The following is a 20,390-nucleotide window of genomic DNA, read 5'->3' on the forward strand; positions in this document are numbered from 1 at the left end:
TGGCATCTGTGTCAACGGTTTTGAAAAGGTGGATAGTCCCGATGTTGCAAGTGAGCCCAGTTTCCCGAGATAAGGCAGCGGTCCCAGCCTATGGCAACGTATGGTTTGTCGATGAAGGCAATAAAGTGATTCGTGAAAATCTCGGTCACAACCGGCCTGCATTCGCATTCGGTGCTACGTTCGCATCTCTCGATGAGATCAGGAATTCCCAATATAAGCATTATCCAATCGAGCGGCTGCCAGAAGCGATCAAGCTTCCAACCCAGTCTCCGCTGATCAATCGCGTCAATCGCCATTGGGCAGACAACAAGCCCCTCACCCATGTCACCCTCGTGACATTCGACCTGAACGGCCGAGGTTTGTGCGTCGAGGACCACGTGCTGGCAGGTGTGGATTTTTCTCTGCCGCCACCGGACTTGATCGACCTTGTCGACCTGATGCCGAGCAACGTCTACATCAAGGCCGACAAGTTCATCAGAATTTCTTTCAGCTACAAGCGCGACGGCCAACTGCTCATCACGGAAAACCCGGCAATCATGGAAAACGACGTCTTCAAGCCGTGGAAGAACGCAATGGTCTTCTTCCACCACGCCGACGCCGTGCGTGAAGCCGAGCGCATCGAAGCTCAATTGCTGCGGGCCGCCAACTGGAGATCGCGCGAGATCGAATTCCAGAAGATGGCTCCTGGTGATGCCAATACAAGCCAGGCCGCTTGAGCCCCGGTGCGCTTTCTTTTGCCGGATATCCGGATTATCCGGTTGGAGTGGTATTAAGAACATCTTCACCATAAACCGGTTCGGCGGTTGACCATTCGGTACGGAGCTGGCAAAACAACAAGAACATTTGATGAACATCCGGTGCGTCGCTGAAATACCTCAAGGCATATAGGTTCAAGCTTTATCCGAACAAGCAGCAAGCCAATGCCTTTGCGCGACATGCTGGTGCATGTCGATGGCTGTGGAATCATCTGCTCGCTCTGCAGAAGCAACAATACGCAGAGACCAAGACGTTTATCTTTTTCCACGACATGTCGAAGATGTTGCCTGGGCTCAAGGAAAAATACGAATGGCTTTCGGAAGCACCAAGCAACAGCTTGGTGCGGGTCTGCCGTAATCTCGATCTGGCGCTGAAGAAGTGCTTCAAGGAAGGAGCAGGTTTTCCTCGCTTTAAGGTCAGAGGTAGATGTCGCGAGTCCTTCTATGTCATCAACCAGGCTTTACGTATTGATCAGGATCGGAACAAAGTCTTCTTGCCAAAGACCGGCGAGGTCAAGTTCCGGTCCGGACGTCTACCCGAAGGGGTTGTCGCTGGCGCGAACGTCGCCTGGACCGGCAGAGGCTGGGAACTGACCATCCAGTGCAAGATCGAGGCTGACGTTCCCGTTGTCATCCCCGAGGCACAGACGGTGGTGGGCGGTGACTTCGGGCTGAAGGAGCTGCTGGTGCGTTCCGACGGCGTGAAGGTTAAGCCGCCAAAGAGCCTTCGTAAGGCGCTGAAGCGTCTGGCTCGTGCGCAGAAGAGCCTGGCACGCCGCACGAAAGGCGGCAAAAACAGGACGCGTCAGGCGCGGCTTGTGGGCCGTCTTCATGCCAAAGTTCGCGACACGCGGCGCGATGTTCAACACAAAACCACCTCAGCTTTGGTCAGAGATGCCTCGGCCGTAATCACTGAAAATCTCAACATCAAGGCGATGGTAAAAAACCGTCACCTGGCGCTATCCATCTCCGATGCCGGATGGGGTGAGATGAACCGGCAGATCACCTACAAATGCGAGTGGGCGGGCAAGCAGCACATCAAGGCAGGTCAGTTTGAACCAACGACGCAAACCTGCTCTGCGTGTTATCTGAGAAAAACAGGAGACGACAAGCTGCGTCTCCACAATCGCACCTTCCGGTGCGACTGTGGTCTGGTCATTGACCGGGACCTCAATGCGGCGATGAACCTGCGCCGCCTCGGGCTTCAGGCCCTTGGATTACAACATGCCAATCAAGACGTAGGGCAGGCTATGCCCGAACGAGCTTTGCGACGAAGGCGTCGCAAAGCTGACGCCTGTGGAGAGGCCTCTGGCGGGAGGGCTGCGTCAGCAACCCTTAGTCATGCTTCGCGGAGACAGGAACCGGCTCGAAGTTCGACCGAGCTTTCCGGATAGCCCTTTTGCCATTCGGGATATGACGCGCGGTGGGGAAGATCGACCGCGAAATCCATGATGGACATAACTACCGCATAGCGTGGCATGACCTGGAAATTGGGGACGTAGAGCCGGTCAATGCTCCCATCGCGACACCGTGGAGCGGCGACGAAACAGTTTTCCTGAATGGGCGGCACTACAGCCAGCTCAGCCACGTAACTCGACCCCACTGCCATCCGGTCGGTCCATGGCTGCAGATGTTGCTGTCGATGATTTGCTCACGCTCCCTATCCAGGATTTGAGCAGCCGCTGCCTACATCGCCGTCCTTCGCACGTTCCCAAGGAACTGGAACCAGCAATTGGAACGCATCTGCCAACAGCTGGAGCGCTGGCAGATGCGACCGATCACATCCGTTCAGGTACGTTGATACCCATAAGATACAGGCACCGCTCAAGGACCTTCATCGTAAGCAAACACAGGCCAAGCTCCGACGCCTCGCTCTTGCTCCCGATAATCTGCACCGCCGCGTAATAAGTGGAGAAGGCCTGCGCCAGCTGAAAAGCATACTCGGCCACAAAATGCGGCTTGAGTTCGAGATAGGCCCGATCAACCACGATGGAGAACCGTGAAAGCTCAAACAGCAAATGCCGGGATGCCGGGTCGGTCGGCGGTTCGATGGTGCCAGGCACGGCATTTGCCCTATCGAGAAGAGATTTGATCCGGACCACTGCGTATTGAAGGTAGGGACCAGACTTGCCTTCCTGGCTTGTCATCTTCTCGACATCGAACAGATAATCAGATGTACGGTCGCTAATCAGATCGGCAAACTTCAGGGCTCCAATCGCCACCATCTCGACGACGGCATCGTCCACGCCAGGTCCCATCTTCTCCCGGGTTTTGCGAGTGACTGTATCGATCAAATCAGTCAAGGCGGGCGGTTTGCCTTCCCGCGTCTTGATCGCTTTTCCATCGCTGCCGTTCACTGTGCCGAACGCAGCGTGCCGGAACACGCCTTCCAACACCAGACCGGTAGAGTGAGCGGCTTGCTCGACCTGCGACAGATGCATCGATTGCCGTTTATCGACGCAATAGACATGATAGTCCGCTTTGAGGTCCCGGTACCGGGCCCAAGCCGTCGCCAGATCAGTCGCGCCATACAATACGCTTCCCGCCTGTGACCGTATGAGCAGAGGCTTCTGGTTCTCCAGAGGAACGATCAAGGCACCGGCGTCATGGATCATGGAACCGGCACCCGTCAACGTCTCGACCATGGCCAGGACGTCCGAATGGCTGTCACTCTCCCCAAGCCACAGATCGAAGTGCGCCCCAAGGGTCTTGGCGAGTTCCCCGATCTCGGACAGGGATACTGACCGAAGGATCGACCAGATGTCGGTGATCTCTGGATGCCCACCCTGCAGAAGGGATGTCAGATGCCGAGCCCGGGCGGTCAGAGAAGCCTGATTGCTATCAGAATCGTCATCTTCATCTTTCGCCGGACAGAGGTCGTTCCCGATAACATAAAAGGCTTGGAGGTCTGAAAGCTTGAAGTCTGCCTTCTTGATCCGGTCGAGCCCTGAGGCATCCAGGCTGTATCCGGAGGCTTCAAGCCCCAGCAGCAGCTTCCCCATCTGTAGGCCCCAATCGCCCAGATGAATATCAGAGATAACCTTATGGCCTTTCGACAACAGCAGCCGCCGAAGCGATTCCCCGATGACAAATGACCGCAGATGGCCAACATGCAACTGCTTTGCGACATTCGGCCCGCCGAAATCCAGAACGGCAACGCCGGTCGCATCTGGAATGACTCCCAAGGTAGGATCGCCGATCATTTCATTGGCAATCTTTGCCAGATAAGCGTCGGACAGAGTCACATTCAGAAATGCCCGGCCGCTCGGCGAGATGATGCCGACCTCGGCAGGAAGGTTCAACGCCGCACCGACCTGTGCGACGACAACCGCCGCCTCGGAAGGCGGCAATTTGCCGACAATTGGCATCAGGCTATTACATTGCAGGTCAGCACCCCGCCCCATGGCAGGAAGAGACAGAACGGGGGTGATATCGAGATCGATTGATTTAAATGCCGCAGCAAGGGCGGCCGAGATTTCGGCGTAGGCCATTTTCAACTCCAGGATAAAGGACATGGGAATTCGTTCGGGCAAACCCGTCGAAATCACCTTCGTCGCTCAATCCTGGTCTTCGAAAACATTTTGTCGGCCTCAATAAGAAGTTCTCTACAGATAACGTCTCACTGCGCCTCTGGCAAGAACATCAATTCTGTTTTCCTGAAGCCGCCAGCGCCCGGGGCCAGATGAAACTGATGCGCTGACGAATTTCTTCGATAGGTGTCTTAACGTCTGTAATTTCGCCCACCTCGTCTTCGTCACCGACGATAATGCCGATGCCGAAATACGTTTGATGAAGTCCGAGATCGAACTGGCAAACGCGAAAAACTTCTCCACGTCCTGCAAGGGCATCAAGCCCCTCTCCTATTCCGTCGTCATCGGCATACAGGATGTCACCGTTATCGAACATATGTCCCATCGATATGCTGCCCTTGATCCAGGAATTAAGGTCTCGGCCGGATTTGACATCGACATATTCCACAGTGCGGTTGTAAGGATGGATCAGGATCGCCTTCAAGTTCGCTCCTCCCTTTTTACCTTCTTGCCTCTGGCAAACCGTTACCACTAAACTCGATGCGCGGAAATACCGGGCCGACATTCCTGGTGACAGCAGGAGGCCCCATGACCGGAAACATCATCGCCAAAATCACCCATGGGTCACGTTTGTTCGGCACGACGACCGAAAAATCGGATGTCGACATCAAGACTGTGTTTGTCCCCGGGGCGAGAGACATCCTGCTGGGCCGCATCTCGACCAGCAATCGAGACGGAACAAGCAACGTCATGGGGAAAAATACCTCAGACGACACCGACCAGGACAATCACGATCTGATCAAATTCATGAGGCTTGTGGAGGCTGGCTCACCCGAAGGCTTTGAGCTTCTATTTGCGCCGGATCACGCGCACCTGGTCCCTCCCTCGTCAACCTGGCGGACACTCCAGGCGAGGAGTAACGAGTTCATCCATGCAGACCTGGTGCCCTTCGAACGGCTTATCAGGAAGACCAGCACCATCGTCCAGGTCGGCGAAGTCGAAGAGGACGCCGCCCGGAAGATATGCACCCTGCTCTACAAACTGATGGAAGGGACCGGCAGGAAGAAATCTGTATCACCACATATAGACGACATCGTTGCGGCCGTCGGCGATCCGAAAATCGTCCGTAGGGACGTGAGAGAAGGCCGCGACGGAACCAGTCACGACGTTCTTGCAATCGCGCACAAGGCCGTGCCGGTTGACGAGAGCATAGGCTTCGCCTTCAAACTCGCAAACAGCATTGCCACGGAGGCGGCAGCAAACCAGGCGCGTAAAACACTGGCACCGGAGCAGTGGAAACATTTGAGCCTGGCGGTTCGTCTTTCTTCGGAAATGATCGAACTACTGCAGACAGGCATGCTCACGTTCCCGAGGCCTGAGCGGGAATTCCTGTATGAGGTCAAGGTCGGCAACGTGTCGATGGAAAACGTCAAGGATCGTTTGGACCTGCTTGCTGCGCGCATCGCCGACGCCAAGCAAGCAACCTCGTTGCCGCTACTGCCGAACAAGGAGACGTTCGAAAATTTCGTGGTCGAGGCGCATTTCGATGTGGTCGCCGAAGAATTCAAAGGTTTTGACCGGTCTCCATGACCAAAAACGTTGTCACTTTCATAAAGGCTCTCGACCTTTAAAATGAACTGGCGACGGAACTATAAAATTGTCACACTTGATCACAGACCTCTCGGCATTCGACCTTTCCGGCTGCAACACAGTCCGGCAGGCACTGACAGCGCTCATCAGAAGTGAAGCAGTACAGGCTTCGCTCGAAGCCCTATGCGCGAAGATAAGGTTTCGTGAATTCTCGTCGCATGACCAAAACATCGATCTAGACACTGTTTCGGATGCCATTGAAATTTTTCTGGAGAGCGAGAACGTCAAATCTTGCGAACTGCACCTTGCAAAGCATCTCGACACATCCGAAACCCTGCACGATCTCCTTCGCGACGTCATGCACATGCGCGAGTTCTCACCGTTGATCGAGGCGCTCTCTCGACGTGTCGTCAAACGCTTTCCAGAAACGAAGAAAATCCTGGCGAACATCGCTTCCGAAGTTGTCATGGACGCAGCCATCAACATCGTCCGCCGCCGTGATACGTCATCACCGCTCGACGCACTGAAGGGCATCAACATCACTCTTGCTTACATGCCGAACTTCGACCGGATGAAAAGCGCGCGCATGCCGACAGTGAGCTACTTCTCAGAAGAGAAGGACGCTACGACCATCGCGCCGGATCAGGTATTTCGAGACTTCATGGCTCTAACAGGCATTACAAAGGAACAATGGACTAAAGTTGTCGCTGAGCGAACCGGCGTCGAGCTTGATAAGCCGTCTGATGATACACATGGCAGCAAGGTCATCGCTCAGGAGTGGAAGCGTGCGAACTGGGTGCCGAAAGGCAAGCCTCTTGTTACGCCAGAACAACTTTTTGAAGCCGTTGATGCTTCGGCCCATGGCTTCTCTCCATTGATCGCCATTTCTCTGAACGCTTACCGGTTCGTCAAAAGGGATTGGTCCAAGGCTATGTCGATTACCGGCGGGGTCCTCGGTCTCCACGATTTTGACAACGGCACCGGCGACCCCTTGCGGTTTGAAGGGAGCAGGATACTGGAAACCCGGCCTTGCCAGTTCGTCCAGCCTGAACTTCAGAAGTTCGGGCTCGCGTTGAGCCATGGCTTCACCCAGAACACGTTCAACGGGCGCATGAAAGACACCAGCGTCTTCATGGAAATGCCGCTGAGACGAACTGAAAGTGAGATCGCCAACGAGATTGTGACGGCTGTGCGTATCAACTTCGGAGTCGATACCCAGTGGGTAACTAGTGAAGTCGACATAGGAGAACTGCGTGATGCTGCTGCGGAGGCGCTTGGTCGCCATCTGCAAATTGAAAAGCAGGTTGCAGATCGGGCGGTCGCGGGCTTTGATAGCGAAGAAATGGCGGCACTGCTCGTCGGGCTCCAGGGCCGAGATCACACGTACATCACCCTGGCCGCGATTGCGGCAGCCAAGGACGACTGGCTATTCGGATTATCGTGTGGAACACGATAATCCTTGTATGGCGCTTTGCCTGCTTACGCAGCCTCAGCAACCACCTTTCCGGGACGACGTGTGGAGCAACCTCCTGCGTTACCGTCCCAGGGCGGCATAGCCCGCCCATGCGCTGAAAGCGCACGCTCTAAAATCACAATCGCCGAGTTGAAGTCCCGATGGAGATCAGCGCCGCATTTACAGCGGTGCTGACGGTCCTTCAGGGTCTTCCTGACGATTGCTCCGCAGGAGTAACACTCCTGGGATGATCGATAAGGATTGACTTTCACCATCTGACCACCGGCTCTTTCAGCCTTGTAGTCGACAAATGAAATCAATCTGGAAACCGCTGCATCGAGCATGGCTCGATTAAGTCCTGCCTTCTGCCGCACATTCGTCCCTGGCTCTTCGACGGTTCCTTTCGCCGTGCCAGTCATGTTTTTCACGTTGAGCTTCTCAACAGCGATGAAAGCAAAGTCCTTCGCAATCTTTGCGGACACCTGGTGCAGGTATGCCGACCTGGCGTTCGCCGTTTTCCGCTTTAAGAGCGCCAGCTTTTCGCGAACCTTGGCTCGACGCTTTGATCCCCGCTTGCAGCGCGCCAGGGCGCGCTGGGCGATCCGAACCTTTCGTTGATGTTTCACACCAACTTTCGGGTTCTCGATATGCGTTCCATCGCTGAGAGTCGCCAGGTGTTCGACACCCACATCAATTCCGGTCACCGTGTCAGGCTTTGCATGCCCTTCCGCGACTGGAACATCGATCTGGATGGCGATAAACCAGAACCTGCCGGTTCTGGTGAACGTGCATGCCTTGAGCGAAGCATCATCTGGGATAGGACGATGCAGGCGGACCTTCAGTCCGCCGGTCAGCCCTCGAAACAGCAGCTTTCCATCTCGTAGACGTACCCCGTCCCACTCAGAAAATCCGAAGCTCTTCCAACGCGAGCGAGGCTTAAATCGTGGAAATCCGGCTTTCCTACCACGTTTTACGCGGGAAAAGAACCCTTTAAAGGCATCATCCACCCGAGCGATGGACCAGCGGGACATCGCGACAGGCACGGATGAATATGTCTCATCGAATGATCTTATCTGCGTCAGGGATTTGAACTGATCAAGCTTGGTGATCGAAATCCCGTTCCTCTTCCATGCTTCAACGCGCTCCTGCAGAGCAGCGTTGTACAATCGTCGCTGATCCTCGCACAGCCGTTCCAGCGCAGCGTACTGCGCTTTGGTCGGTGCGAGTTTCAGACGATATGTGAGGAGCATCTAGGCGAAGGAATATTAATGTTGACATGGATCAAAACACGAACATCTTCCGATGTCAACACTCAGGTGCGGATTTGTAATCCACACGTTATTCCGAATAGCCGACGACTATGGATTGGAAGTGAAGAGCTTCAAATAGGCATCTTCCTGGCTGAGCGCATTGAGCGGATTACCCACATCCACGCGTCCTGCGGCCTTCTCAGATAAGTACCCCTTGAGGAGCCCCACGATCCTTGGTCCACCCTTCGGGTTCCACGAATGGACTTCATAGGCGAAGTTTTCAGGCAACGCGCCTGTCACCATGTCACGTGCAACGATTTCTTCCGCCACCTTCAAACCGGTATATCCTGGTCGCTCGTCGCAAAGATCATGGTCAAACGACACGAAGGTCGGCAGACCGTATTCATCCAGGAGCGCTAACGCCTCTTCGACTGAGCGAGCAATCTTCCAGGCTCCGAGAAATGCCGTATCCGGCGGGGTCGGGGACAATCCACGATCTTCACGCCATTCCCGGTTCTCGACGCTGATTTCGGGACGGCGCACGGTGTCGGCGTCATCGTCGAGAAACAGTCTCCAGCCAGCCATGATCAGCACTCCTTGACCGGAGGCTCTTCATAATTCTCGTCGAAAAAGCGTTTGGCCGCTCTCCGATGCGAGTCGTTGATGTGGCTCGATACCAAGGAATAGACCGCCGTCAACACGGCCACGTCATCAGTAAAGCCAAGGCCAACCAGAAAATCCGGAATGAAATCGGCCGGAAGGACGAGATAAGCAAGCGCCGCGATAATCGAGACCTTCACCTTTCCCGGAACAGCCTTGTCCACCGCACAAAAATAGAGTGCGACAACATCATCGGAGAAGGGCACCTTGTTGGCGATCTTCTTCGCCCGCTCGGCGATGTCCGCAAGCTTTGGCAACTGACCAAGCTCGAACCGCTTTAGGAAGGGAAATTTCTCAAATACTGCGTCCATCTTGAACTCCTGTCTGCAACAGACAGAAAAAGAGTAGGCATGGCGACAATCTTCCGCAAGAGGCAGGATTGTCGTTCGCAACACAAGCCGTCATTATCACCCCAATGTAGCAGCTTGGAGATCACGATGAGCACAGAATTCCTGAATGGCAGACGATTTGTTTTCGCCCAAAGAATTGAAATCCCACAAATCGAAAGCACAAACGATGTCATGGAAGGCCAGGCCAGGAATGACGATGACCAAAGCGTCCCGGTAACCCTCACACGCGACGATATCGAAAAAGGCCGCGCGCTCTTCTTGATGACCCGAGAAGGGTTCGACAATGAAGACGACTTTCTCGACGGTCAGATCGATCCCGATGCAATGGAACACGAAATCTTCGGAGAAGCGATGCCGGATGCCGACATCTGGCTGGTCCCGGTCGAAGGTTCGGACCCTATCGGATACCGATATAGCATCGACCGCGTGAACAACATCCTGACCTATGAAACGGCCGAAGGGTTGAGGACACTAGAAGGTGATGAGTTCGCCTACGGGATGCAAAGCGCCGTGCGTGTAGATGAAACCGGTAGAATGATCTGCCAGTTCAGCAGGCCACTGGAAATCCAGGAGAAGCTTTGTCAGGACGCTGGTGCTGCGGATCACCTGGCTGAGATCGAACGAGACTTCGAACTCATGAAGCACGACCCTGACGGATGGGTTCAGGCCCGGGCCTACACTCGCGATGTTAACAAGATCGCACCGGATGAAACGTACACAGACGATGCAATCAGTGCGAAGCAGGACGCAAACCAGGAAACGCTGATTGAAAGAAGTCAGCTGGCAAACCGTACCGACGCGGAATGGGGTATCCTCCTCAATAACGCCATGTTCCGGAATCCCCAGGTGCGTGGCATCTTTAAATACTTCATGGCTTCACGTCTGAAGGACTTCCCGATTGACCAGGTCGGTGTCACACGCTTTGCCACGCTGGAAGAGTCGATTGCTGTCTTGTCTGACGCGTTCCCTGAACATAAGGAAGTTGCCCCATTTGACGGTGGAGCAATGATGCCAGGATACCGGACAAGCCCGGTGCACGAGTTCACGGACGGGAAGATGACGGTAATCACCTTCAGCGATCTTCCAGGCATGCCAGCCTACGCCTACGCCTATCCGAATGAACTGACGCTGGACGCCGATGTCACTCCGGACAGCCCAGCACCGGCTTTCTGATCTATCAAAAAGCAAGGCGTAAGCGGTTTCCCCGCTTACGCCGCCAAAGGCTCCAGGCTCGCCTTGTAGATAGCCCGAACTTCCTTACCCGAAAGGGTTTCGCGCTCCAGCAGAGCCTCTGCAATCGCATCCAGAGCCGGGCGCTGCGAATTCAGGGTTTCGATGGCCCGGAGATAAGCGCCATCCAGAACCGCCTTGATCTCTCTATCGACAATCTCACCGTAGCCAAGCGGGCTCTGCGCGATCTTGCGCATTCCAATGGCTTCGCTCATGCCCCAATTGACCACCATGTTTGTTGCAATATCGGTGGCACGCTCGATATCTGACATCGCGCCACTGGTGACGAACTCTTTTCCGAACACGATTTCCTCAGCCGCCCGACCAGCCATCACAACATCAAGGTCAGCCTTCAACTGTGCCAGAGTGACCGAAAGCTTCTCCTTTTCCGGTAGGCGCATCATCATGCCGAGCGCGGTGCCGCGCTGCATGATCGTCATCTGGTGGACAGGGTCCGAATGCGGGTTGGCGCAGGCCAACAGGGCATGACCAGCTTCATGATATGCCGTGAGCTTGCGCTCCGCCTGATCGGTCGTCTTGTTCTTGCTCTCCAGGCCCATCAGGACCTTATCGCGAGCCGACTCAAAGTCGGCGGCCGTCACGAGCTTGGAACCCCGCCGAGAGGATAGAACTGCGGCTTCGTTACACAGCATTTCCAGTTGCGCACCGGAGAAACCTGGGGTGCCACGCGCGACCACATTCAGATCGACATCTTTGTCGAGTGGAATTTTATCTTCCGTATGAACCTTGAGGATATCCTCACGGTCCTTGATATCCGGCAAGCCAATCAAGACATGGCGGTCAAAACGACCTGGGCGGATAGCAGCAGGATCGAGCACATCAAGACGGTTGCTCGCGGCAATAACCACGACGTTGCCACGTTTACCAAAGCCGCTCATCTCGGTCAGGAGCTGGTTAAGCGTCGTATCCTGTTCTCGTCCAACATCAGAATTCGAGGCACCACGAACACGCGCAACGCTGTCGAACTCATCAATGAAAATGATGCATTTTTTGAATTTTCGAGCTTTCTTGAACATCGCCTCGACGCGGTCACGGCCGACCCCAACAAACTTGTTGGAGAAATCGGAACCGGTACAAGCGAGGAATGGGACACCAGCTTCACCGGCAACGGCTTCCGCAAGCAATGTCTTGCCCGTACCCGCTGGACCGATCATCAGCACGCCACAGGGCACACGCGCGCCGGTGTCGCTGTATTTTTCGGGATGCTTCAAGAAGGTGACGATCTCTTCCAGTTCTTCCTTGCCCGCGTCCTGCCCGGCAACATCCTTGAACGTTACGCCGGTCTTAGGCACGATCCTCATCCAGGAAGCCGAGAATTTTTCCTTGATCTGCGGGTAGAGCAGCGTTCCGGCCGCGACGAAAAACACCATCATGGACAGGGGGAACAGCACTGCGAAAATGATGCCGATATAATCGCCAATGCCCGGCGCATCTTCCTCGGGGAAGCTTACCTCGACGCCTGCTTCGTCCATAACCTTGGGCAGTGTCGGTTCAGTAAGAATGCGGCCATGGTACAAAACAATCTCGGTGCCGCTTTTCTCCGTTGCCTCGATCCGGTCGGCCAGGATCGTCGCCTTCGTCAATTCATGCGCCGTGACCTTCTTCATGAACTCGGTGTAGTTGACGGTTGTCGGCTCGACCTTGACCTTTTCCTGAGGCATCAGGGAAGACACGGCATTATGCAGATTGATGACTCCGGCAACCATGAAGATGAAGCATATTGCGCATGTAAGCCGGAAAATGTTTTTCGGTGACATATCTTTGATGGTTTTTTTGATTTTTTGAAAGATATTCACGAAAGAACTCCTTGTGTTGTCCCATAAAGAATTCGCCATGATCGGCAGCCGGTCAAGGAATTGTTTACCATCGCTTAACCATGTATAATGAAGATCGAGAACAAGGTTAATGGGGGAATGGAATGGGCTCGGAAGTTTCACGGTTGATAACGCACTCAGGTTCATTCCATGCAGACGATCTCTTCAGCTACGTCGTTCTCTCAGGTCTCTTTCCTGGCGCTCGCTTGGTGAGAACCCGGGATGACGCTGTGTTGACCCAAACACAGGCAGACGACATTGTCTTCGATGTCGGCATGAAGTTTTCGGCTGAAGAGCGGCGGTACGATCACCATCAGCGAGACAAGCCTTCACGACCAGATGGAGCCCCCTACTCCGCTTTAGGCTTGATCTGGAAGCATCACGGCCACGACTACCTGAAAGCAAACGTCGCTTTCGAAGATAAGGGTGCCGTCGAGCGGATATGGGACCGGATCGACAAGGACTTCATCTATTTCATCGACTGCGCCGACAACGGCGTTTATCCGGAAGGCGTCACCCGTAAGGGAACCACAACGTCGATTTCCCTTATGATCGAGCACTTTAACCCCGTTTTTGACGATACTGACGCCGATTACGACAGGGCTTTCAAGGATGCGGCCGGGGTCTGCAGGAAGTTCCTTGATGCCCGCATCAAAACGGAAGCAGCTTACGAACGAGCGAGAAAGGTCGTCCTGGCCGCAATCGAGGAAACAAGCGATCCTCGTGTCATCGAACTGCCAAGAAGCCTTGACTGGAACGGCCATGTCTTCGATATCGGAAATCAGGATGTTCTCTACGCCATTTATCCTGCTCACGGAAATTGGTACTGCAGCGCCGCTAAAGCCGAAATCGGGTCTTTCGAGAACAGAAAGTCACTTCCGGAAGAGTGGGCAGGCCTGCGCGGGGCCGAGCTGGTGAAAGCTACAAATGTTGACGATGCAGTTTTCTGTCATGAAAAGCTGTTTGTCTGCGTCGCAGAAAGCCGCGAAGGCATCCTCGACATGATGAGGCAGGCGCTGGATTACGGATTGTCCCCAACCCGGAAACCTTAACCGGGTTCTCAGGTTTATAACGGCAAATGAGTTGACAAAGGAAAACCGAAGTCATCTTATTTATAAACACAGCCAGCGCATATTTGAGCCAGACGAATGAGCCGCGAATATACCGAAATCTGCAGCCGGATCGAAGCCGGTATCATAACGCTTGAGAATGCGAGAACTGAGCGCGAACATGCTGCCGAGCAAGCGATCAATGCGCTGATTTTCATCCCGGATAATGAGGGATTCGACCTCGCGAATACAGTGGCTCTGCGTGAATTTTTTCGTGCTTCAGAAGAAGCCGCTGCAACACTCCGTGATCAGGTTCCCCATCTCGTAACCGACCTGGACAAACTGAGCGCGTTCTTTCAACAGCCAGAAGTACACGAGGAAAAACCGAAATTCTGGTCCCGTCTTATTCCTGGCCGGAAACCGAAAGCACCAGCCGTTCCCACCACCCAGGAAAATGATGTCAACCCACAGGAAGCCTTTGAACGCGCTTCACGCTGGAACACGCTGATCCTGAAGGATATAAGCGACCTCGTCACTTTCGTCGACGATATGCGTGAGAAAGTGGAAGACGCTCTCGTTGAGCCCAAAGCCTTCGTCATCGATCTGGTGCAGCGTCTAAAAAAGTCAGGCCTTCCTGAAGATGAGGCTCGCAAGTTGGAAAAGAAGAAGCTCTACGCCGAGGAAGCTATCTCCATGACCGGGAAGCATCTGATCGAGCTGTCGCTTCTCAAGCGCGAGTTTTCAGACGTGGTCGAACAACTTAAGAAAAACGAAAACGAGAACGCAAAGGTCGAAGACGGGGTAATGAACATTTTTCACCCGGATGACGTGGAGAAAATCACGGGCAAACCTATTACGGCCTACGATCTCTAAGCCTTAGACACGTCATCATCCAGAATAAGACGGAAATCCTGGGATTTAGCGTATCGCAAGAACAGGTGACCGTCCTCGACCGTCATCATGCCGTGGCGGACTGCTTGAGGTAGTCGACCAACCAGAGCGGGTTCGTTTGACAACAAGTCACGCACGGCACCACTGACGACCTGCCAGAAATAGTCCTCTTCATCGCTTCTCGTCTCCATCCAGTCGTCCAAGAGACGAGATAGGTCCTTGTGACGACACTTCCGTCCAGCGATCCGGATTTTGGTGCGATAGAAATTGTGGTGCATCGCATAGGGAAAACGATCTCCCAACACGGGAAATCCTGCTTCACGCAATGTTTTCTTGATCTGTTTAAACTTGAGGAAACGGGCGCGATGAAAATCGACTTCCTCTTCCTCAGTCATCGTCTCGGACATTGAACCACTCCTTGCTTACAGAGTGAATCAAATGTTTTTCGGCCGCAAACGCCTCGGCGACTAAATCGCCATGCCCATTGAATGCGACGGTGCCAGCTGCATGTCATGGGCCGGGATCGGTTCGGAGAGCATGACGACCTCGCCCTGAAATGATTGATCCTTCAAGTCGATGACCCACAAGTCGAAATCAGCGTCAACGTCATCCGGACATGAAGCGAGGAGGTAGAACCCGCCTTTTGCCGGGTTTAGGCCATCGCGGGCAACGTCATCACGAAGCTCTGAGAGCACGGCGCAGTATGCTGTAGACATGTTTGATCTCCTTTATCGAAGATCGTCGGTTTCATAGTTGCACGCCACAAGGGCATCAGGGAACGAGCGAAGCAGGCTCTGCTCGACGCTCACGGATCAACTGTGACACAGAAGACCAAGGGTCGACGTCACGGCCGTGCAACTGAAGGATCAAACGTGTATCGTGCAGGCAATGGCCCAGGATGTTTGTGCCGCGCCAATTGGCTTCGTTCTCAATCCGGGGATCAGCCCAGTCTAAGCCGACACCGAAAATCGTGTCCTTGAGGGAGCCTTCAACAAATGTCTTTTGACCAGTCGACATAATCCAATCGAAATAGTCGTCGTTCTGCGAGAACTTGGCGACATTGTTGATAGTCACAACGATAGGACGAAGCTTGGCCCAGACCTCGTCCACGAAGGGACTGACCTTGCGACCGAGCTTCTTCTGCTCGTAAGGTTCGGGTTCATCCATGATCTCTTTGAGGCGCACTGGATCGTTGAAAATTGTCGCCTTGCCTGCCATCTGAGCCTGCTCCGCACAGTTGAAGGTTCTGAGGTCATCTGACTTCACCAGGCGGCGCTGACCATCGCGATCCACGACACGGGGCAAAGCGACGGAAAAGGAACCACGGTGCCATTGGCTTCCCGGTCCTCCGTAGAAATAGACATGCGTTGATGTCTCTCTCATTTTGTATCTCGAAAGGTCGATCATCGGCTATCCGGATTTTGATGTGGAATCAAAGAATGAATGTTGACATGCAATCCTGTTCATGGTTTGATCTATGTCAACATTAACTGTCGATAGTATACATGCTTCTCACGTACCGTTTCAAGCTCGCACCGACGAAAGCGCAATACGCTGCGCTTTCGCAGCTGTGCGAGGATCAGAGACAATTGTACAACGCCGCTCTGCAAGAGCGCGTTGAGGCATGGAAAAAGCAGCAAATCTCGATCACCAAGCTCGATCAATTCAATTCGTTGAGCGAAATAAGGTCTTTCGATAGGACCTATTCATCAGTCCCATCAAGATTGTCTCGCTGGACTATTTCCCGGGTCGACGACGCGTTCAAGGGCTTCTTCTCACGGGTTAAGCGTGGGACAAAGGCTGGTTTCCCCCGATTTAAGCCTCGTTCACGTTGGAAGAGCTTCGGCTTTTCCGAATGGTCTGGAATCCGTTTGAACGATGAGAAGCTTTTGTTTTCTGGGCTGACCGGTCGGCTGAAGGTTCGACTTCATCGGCCGATACCAGACGGTGCATCTCTTAAAGCATGCACGTTCACCAGAACCGGGCGGTTCTGGTATGTAGCCATCCAAATGGATGTTCCTGTTGCTGAAGGACATGCAAAGCCAGAGACGATTGTCGGCATTGACGTCGGGATCGAGCACCTGGCCTTCCTAAGTGACGGTACGTATATCGAAAACCCGAGGATCGGAAAAGCGCATCAGCGCAAGGTTCGGGTCGCGCAGCGTGCCTTGACGCGCTGCAAACGAGGCTCCAAGCGGCGCATCAAGGTGAAGGAGAAGCTGGCGCTTCTGAAGCGGAAAACGGCGAACGCCAGGGCGACGTATCTTCACCAGGCGTCGGCGAAGATTACCCGGAATTATGCCTTCATCGGCGTTGAAAAGCTCAACGTGAAAAACATGACTGGCTCGGCGAAGGGAACCGTCGAAGAGCCTGGAAAGAATGTCCGGCAAAAAGCCGGAATCAATCGAGCCATGCTCGATGCATCGGTTTCCAGATTGATTTCATTTGTCGACTACAAGGCTGAAAGAGCCGGTGGTCAGATGGTGAAGGTCAATTCTAAGAACACCTCGCAGGAGTGTTTCTTCTGCGAAAGCATCGTTGAGAAGTCCCTTGACGAACGTCAGCACCAGTGCCCGCACTGCGGCGTTGACCTTCCTAGGGACTACAACTCGGCGCTTGTTGTTCTGAAGCGCGCCTGCAAGGCGCATGGGCGGGCTATGCCGCCCAGGGACGCTAACCTGGGGCATCAGCCCGTGCGTTGTCCCGGAAAGATGGTTGCCGAGGCTGCGTAAGCAGTCGACGCGCCATAAGGATCAAGGTGTGATTCCACACTGAAATCCGGATAGCCCCATCATCCGTCGTCTCCTTCTTCGCCGCCCGTCGGCAGGTCTATCCCGAGGTCTCGATTAATGAGCCCCTCTTTCCTCAATCTTTCGATGTCCGGCAGACTATCGAGGTCGGTAAAATTGAAATCTTCCAGAAATTTCTGGGTGGTTACGAACGTCAGGGGGTTGCCCGGTCCAGGGCGTCGCCCGGCCGGAACCACCCAGTCATTGAAGATCAGGACATCCATCGAATTGCGACCTGACTTCACCCCACGGATACGGTCGATCTCACCCCTTGTAACTGGCTGGAAGTAAGCGATCACATAAAGCGTCTCGATGGTCGCCTTGGACAGCTTCAAAGGCCGCCTGAGCAGTTCACGGCAAAGATCGGAATGCTCGGGACGCGTACGGATCGCCCACCGGCATGGCGAAATTTCCGACAAGGTGAAAGAACGACCCTCGTAATCCGTCTGCAATTCCTGGAGGGCGGTGCGCACGTCGATGAGCGCTGGCAACCGTTCTTGCAACTGTTCTTCCGTTACGGATGAGCCTGAGGAGAATAACAGCGCTTCTACCAGAAACTTGTCTGCGATTTGAATATCACTCATGCTCTGGCTCCAGGCGACGAACCATGACCGGAGAAGACGTGCCTTCCTGACGGATGTCGGCTTTGTGAGACTTCGTCATCTCCAAAGCAGCCACCAACGATGTCGCAATGTGTGACTTCAGACGCAGGCCGCTGCTATGTGGGATGAAGTGCAACAACTCCGTCCACTCCGGTGGCATCGACCGTCCAAGACGCGCCAGGGCACTTTCGATTGACGCAACGTCAAAGGTCGGTATTGCAGGATTGTCCGACAGTGCAACCCCAACATCAGGGGTCGGGTAACTCAAAAGAAACTCCCGAAACGAACGGCCGATCTTGCTGTTCGCCGCAAAATCAACGTGGCGAGCGGCCGGAGCGAACCAGTCTCGACCAAGCGTGAGGCGTTCCGCATGCTGGTCATGGGCGTTCTTCACCAGAGCTAGGCGTTTGAGGTGGAATGCCAGAATGTCGTCAGACAATACATCAGTCTTGCGATCTTTCGGCCGTTTCAGAAGAAGCTTGGATTTCAGGTAAGTCAGCCAGGTTGCCATGACCAGCCAATCAGCTGCAAGCTCGATACGAAGAGCCATGGCACGGACAACGACACGCTCGTACTGGTCGATCAATTCAAGAAGATTGATCGCTGCCAAATCCACTTTTTGATTTTTTGCCAGTTCAAGAAGGGCCTCGATAGGTCCCTCCCAGGCATCAAGCTTCAGGATGAAGGTTTCATCATCTTGTCTGTTTTGATCTTCAACAAAATCCATGCGCTACGCCCGAAAAGAAAACAGGGAGCCCGATGACCGGCTCCCTGCCAAATTTGCCGAGGCCAACAGAGTCAGCCGGGCATTCCTTAGAAGTGGTAGCCGACACCGACCGTTGCGCGGACTTCATCGCTCTTCGGAGCTTCGCCCTTGCCCTTCCAGTCAATGAAGGAAACTTCAGAACGAACGGTCCAATTCTTGACTACGAAAGCTTCAGCGCCGATGCCGTAACGAAGACCGTAATCGTTCACGTCGGCAGAGCCGGTAGCCGTCCTGACCTTGGCGGAAGCGGCTTCCAGGCCGACGAGACCATAGCCGAGGATGCCCGGCATGACTTCATAACCAGCGCGAGCAGCAACGCCGTAGGTCAGATCACGCTCGACCGAACCTGTGGAGTCGCCGAGCTTGGTCTTGGCGTAACCGCCATTGATTTCGCCGCCGAGATACCACTTGCCGAACTGCTTGCCGTAACCGCCCAGCACGTAGCCGCCGAACGGCTTATCGTCGAAATTCTCGGCTTCTGCCTTCGAATAGGAGGCCCCGCCACCCAGGTAGAAACCTTCGAACTTCTTATCGGCCGCATTGGCGACGCCCATTGCAAGGCCCAAAGCAGCAATCGAAAGAATGAACAACTTCTTCATGCAAGAATTCCTTTTTTAGTTGCACAGCCCGGAACACCTTGAGGGCCTTCTTACTTAAAGGATTGAGCTATTAAATGGCGGTGTCAATGGGATTGAAACCTGAGAGGAAAGGAATTCCTGAACTCCTTGCTCCAATTCGTAAACCGATTGTAGATACTGGCGGCACCAATTGACGGCTATCTCGTAACCTGTTGCTCCATCCGGGACGACAATCGTCTGGGGATCGCTGAAATCCACCAAAACATGCTGTTTACTGTTCCACCCTTCAACCAGATTCCTGAATGTCGAAAAATCGCCAGTTCGAGCGAGATGAACAAGCGCATCGTCCAGCGGCCGGGTATCAAGAGCCTCGACATTTGAACGGGTCAGGATGGTTGAAACGAATGTCCGAGCGTCGATTAACCGGCTTTCGCGCATGAAGTCAGCGAGATCGTCGGGCTTTACCCCTTTCCAGCGGCCGGTCAGGGACCCAAAACGAAAAGGCACCAATTCTGCGCCGGTATCTACCTTCGATATCTGACCAGTCAAAGGGTGTGTTGCTTTCCTAGCATTCTCACTAAGATAGCTGGTTGAAATTACAGCCTCCAGAAGCGCTTCCGCATGGACACGCAAACTTGTGACCGCTTGCAGCACTTCAATCTTGAAAATCAGCCCTGCAATGTCTTTGACCGCAGCACACTTCTTCAGAAAGTTTTCAAGTCGTTTATCGTTTTCTTTGATAAACAAGGCAGCATCCCACGACGCCTGCCTTACGGCATGCGGAACGGAAAGGCTCAGCTGAGCCGAGCTTGGTATCCGTCCTGCAAGCCAAGTGGATATAACGCCATCCTGGATAGCAAAAAGTGCCGGTAAAGTCAGGTCCCACTGCCCCAGGTCTGTAACGCCTGAGCGGTCACGTCTTTCCAGCGATAAAAACAGCTTGATAGGCGGCGGCATCCAGATTCCACAAAAGGTCGAATATTAAATCGTCCTCCACCGCAACGAGAGGCGCAAGCGCCAATGCCAAGGGTTTGTAGCTTTCATCGAACATTGTAAATGTTG

21 protein-coding genes are annotated in these 20,390 nt (G+C 54.0%); 8 read left to right on the forward strand and 13 right to left on the reverse strand.

The genetic code is table 11. The features are described from left to right. Positions 1–41: 41 nt before the first annotated feature. Together FFR93_RS05715 and FFR93_RS05725 are read left to right on the forward strand one after the other, a co-directional pair. Positions 42–716 carry a hypothetical protein gene (locus FFR93_RS05715; RefSeq protein ID WP_138392414.1) on the forward strand — a complete coding sequence of 225 codons (675 nt, stop codon included), beginning with the start codon at positions 42–44 and terminating at the stop codon, positions 714–716. Between the two features lie 149 nt (positions 717–865). Beyond that, entirely contained in the window at positions 866–2,149 is a 1,284-nt protein-coding gene (locus tag FFR93_RS05725; RefSeq protein ID WP_246661288.1) for a transposase, read from the forward strand. A 384-nt stretch (positions 2,150–2,533) separates the two neighbouring features. Here the strand turns inward: FFR93_RS05725 and argS are convergent, their stop codons facing one another. Together argS and FFR93_RS05735 are read right to left on the reverse strand one after the other, a co-directional pair. Next, entirely contained in the window at positions 2,534–4,246 is a 1,713-nt protein-coding gene (gene argS, locus FFR93_RS05730; RefSeq protein ID WP_171049106.1) for an arginine--tRNA ligase, read from the reverse strand. 151 nt (positions 4,247–4,397) lie between these two features. After that, positions 4,398–4,769: a hypothetical protein gene (locus FFR93_RS05735; protein ID WP_138392417.1), complete on the reverse strand. Its 372-nt coding sequence runs from the start codon at positions 4,767–4,769 to the stop codon at positions 4,398–4,400. 104 nt (positions 4,770–4,873) lie between these two features. Here FFR93_RS05735 and FFR93_RS05740 point away from each other — a divergent pair, with 104 nt between their 5' ends. Together FFR93_RS05740 and FFR93_RS05745 are read left to right on the forward strand one after the other, a co-directional pair. Beyond that, a complete protein-coding gene (locus FFR93_RS05740) occupies positions 4,874–5,875 on the forward strand; it encodes a nucleotidyltransferase domain-containing protein (protein WP_171049107.1) in 1,002 nt (333 codons plus the stop codon). A gap of 67 nt (positions 5,876–5,942) precedes the next feature. After that, entirely contained in the window at positions 5,943–7,331 is a 1,389-nt protein-coding gene (locus tag FFR93_RS05745; RefSeq protein WP_138392419.1) for a hypothetical protein, read from the forward strand. Positions 7,332–7,354: 23 nt separating this feature from the next. Here FFR93_RS05745 and FFR93_RS05750 read toward each other — a convergent pair whose 3' ends face one another. The 3 genes from FFR93_RS05750 to FFR93_RS05760 form a co-directional block, all read right to left on the reverse strand. After that, entirely contained in the window at positions 7,355–8,578 is a 1,224-nt protein-coding gene (locus tag FFR93_RS05750) for an RNA-guided endonuclease TnpB family protein (protein ID WP_138392420.1), read from the reverse strand. Between the two features lie 108 nt (positions 8,579–8,686). Continuing rightward, a complete protein-coding gene (locus FFR93_RS05755; RefSeq protein ID WP_138392421.1) occupies positions 8,687–9,163 on the reverse strand; it encodes a cyclic-phosphate processing receiver domain-containing protein in 477 nt (158 codons plus the stop codon). A 2-nt stretch (positions 9,164–9,165) separates the two neighbouring features. After that, a complete protein-coding gene (locus FFR93_RS05760; RefSeq protein WP_138392422.1) occupies positions 9,166–9,549 on the reverse strand; it encodes a YkvA family protein in 384 nt (127 codons plus the stop codon). 126 nt (positions 9,550–9,675) lie between these two features. Here FFR93_RS05760 and FFR93_RS05765 point away from each other — a divergent pair, with 126 nt between their 5' ends. Beyond that, positions 9,676–10,761, forward strand: a complete 1,086-nt coding sequence (locus FFR93_RS05765; protein ID WP_138392423.1) for a hypothetical protein — start codon at positions 9,676–9,678, stop codon at positions 10,759–10,761. A 35-nt stretch (positions 10,762–10,796) separates the two neighbouring features. On the opposite strand, the gene FFR93_RS05770 is transcribed toward FFR93_RS05765, so the two are convergent. Continuing rightward, positions 10,797–12,635, reverse strand: a complete 1,839-nt coding sequence (locus FFR93_RS05770) for an AAA family ATPase (protein WP_171049108.1) — start codon at positions 12,633–12,635, stop codon at positions 10,797–10,799. 122 nt (positions 12,636–12,757) lie between these two features. Here FFR93_RS05770 and FFR93_RS05775 point away from each other — a divergent pair, with 122 nt between their 5' ends. After that, positions 12,758–13,705 carry an MYG1 family protein gene (locus FFR93_RS05775; protein ID WP_138392425.1) on the forward strand — a complete coding sequence of 316 codons (948 nt, stop codon included), beginning with the start codon at positions 12,758–12,760 and terminating at the stop codon, positions 13,703–13,705. A gap of 96 nt (positions 13,706–13,801) precedes the next feature. Then, positions 13,802–14,575 carry a hypothetical protein gene (locus FFR93_RS05780; RefSeq protein ID WP_138392426.1) on the forward strand — a complete coding sequence of 258 codons (774 nt, stop codon included), beginning with the start codon at positions 13,802–13,804 and terminating at the stop codon, positions 14,573–14,575. On the opposite strand, the gene FFR93_RS05785 is transcribed toward FFR93_RS05780, so the two are convergent. Genes FFR93_RS05785 through FFR93_RS05795 form a run of 3 tightly spaced genes read right to left on the reverse strand, consistent with a single transcriptional unit; the run spans position 14,572 to position 16,000 of the window. Beyond that, entirely contained in the window at positions 14,572–15,000 is a 429-nt protein-coding gene (locus FFR93_RS05785) for a hypothetical protein (protein WP_138392427.1), read from the reverse strand. The two genes, FFR93_RS05780 and FFR93_RS05785, sit on opposite strands and share 4 nt — an antisense overlap. 60 nt (positions 15,001–15,060) lie before the next feature. Next, positions 15,061–15,309 (reverse strand): hypothetical protein, encoded by a 249-nt coding sequence (locus tag FFR93_RS05790; protein ID WP_138392428.1) that lies wholly within the window; start codon positions 15,307–15,309, stop codon positions 15,061–15,063. A gap of 55 nt (positions 15,310–15,364) precedes the next feature. After that, positions 15,365–16,000 carry an NADAR family protein gene (locus tag FFR93_RS05795; RefSeq protein ID WP_138392429.1) on the reverse strand — a complete coding sequence of 212 codons (636 nt, stop codon included), beginning with the start codon at positions 15,998–16,000 and terminating at the stop codon, positions 15,365–15,367. Between the two features lie 98 nt (positions 16,001–16,098). Between FFR93_RS05795 and FFR93_RS05800 the strand changes: the two genes are divergently transcribed. Beyond that, a complete protein-coding gene (locus FFR93_RS05800; RefSeq protein ID WP_138392430.1) occupies positions 16,099–17,325 on the forward strand; it encodes an RNA-guided endonuclease TnpB family protein in 1,227 nt (408 codons plus the stop codon). Positions 17,326–17,384: 59 nt separating this feature from the next. Here the strand turns inward: FFR93_RS05800 and FFR93_RS05805 are convergent, their stop codons facing one another. From FFR93_RS05805 to FFR93_RS05820, 4 genes are all read right to left on the reverse strand, one after another. Then, complete coding sequence (locus FFR93_RS05805) at positions 17,385–17,966, reverse strand: SMC-Scp complex subunit ScpB (protein ID WP_138392431.1); 582 nt, start codon at positions 17,964–17,966, stop codon at positions 17,385–17,387. After that, positions 17,959–18,711 carry a hypothetical protein gene (locus FFR93_RS05810; protein WP_138392432.1) on the reverse strand — a complete coding sequence of 251 codons (753 nt, stop codon included), beginning with the start codon at positions 18,709–18,711 and terminating at the stop codon, positions 17,959–17,961. Before FFR93_RS05810 ends, FFR93_RS05805 begins: the two co-directional genes overlap by 8 nt. 86 nt (positions 18,712–18,797) lie before the next feature. Next, positions 18,798–19,349 (reverse strand): outer membrane beta-barrel protein, encoded by a 552-nt coding sequence (locus tag FFR93_RS05815; protein ID WP_138392433.1) that lies wholly within the window; start codon positions 19,347–19,349, stop codon positions 18,798–18,800. A gap of 54 nt (positions 19,350–19,403) precedes the next feature. After that, the gene (locus FFR93_RS05820; RefSeq protein ID WP_138392434.1) at positions 19,404–20,285 is read right to left on the reverse strand and encodes a hypothetical protein; all 882 of its coding nucleotides are present in this window, start codon (positions 20,283–20,285) and stop codon (positions 19,404–19,406) included. Positions 20,286–20,390: the final 105 nt, after the last annotated feature.

Origin of the sequence: Rhizobium sp. MHM7A (assembly GCF_005862215.1) — a bacterium.
Lineage (GTDB): Bacteria > Pseudomonadota > Alphaproteobacteria > Rhizobiales > Rhizobiaceae > Rhizobium > Rhizobium bangladeshense.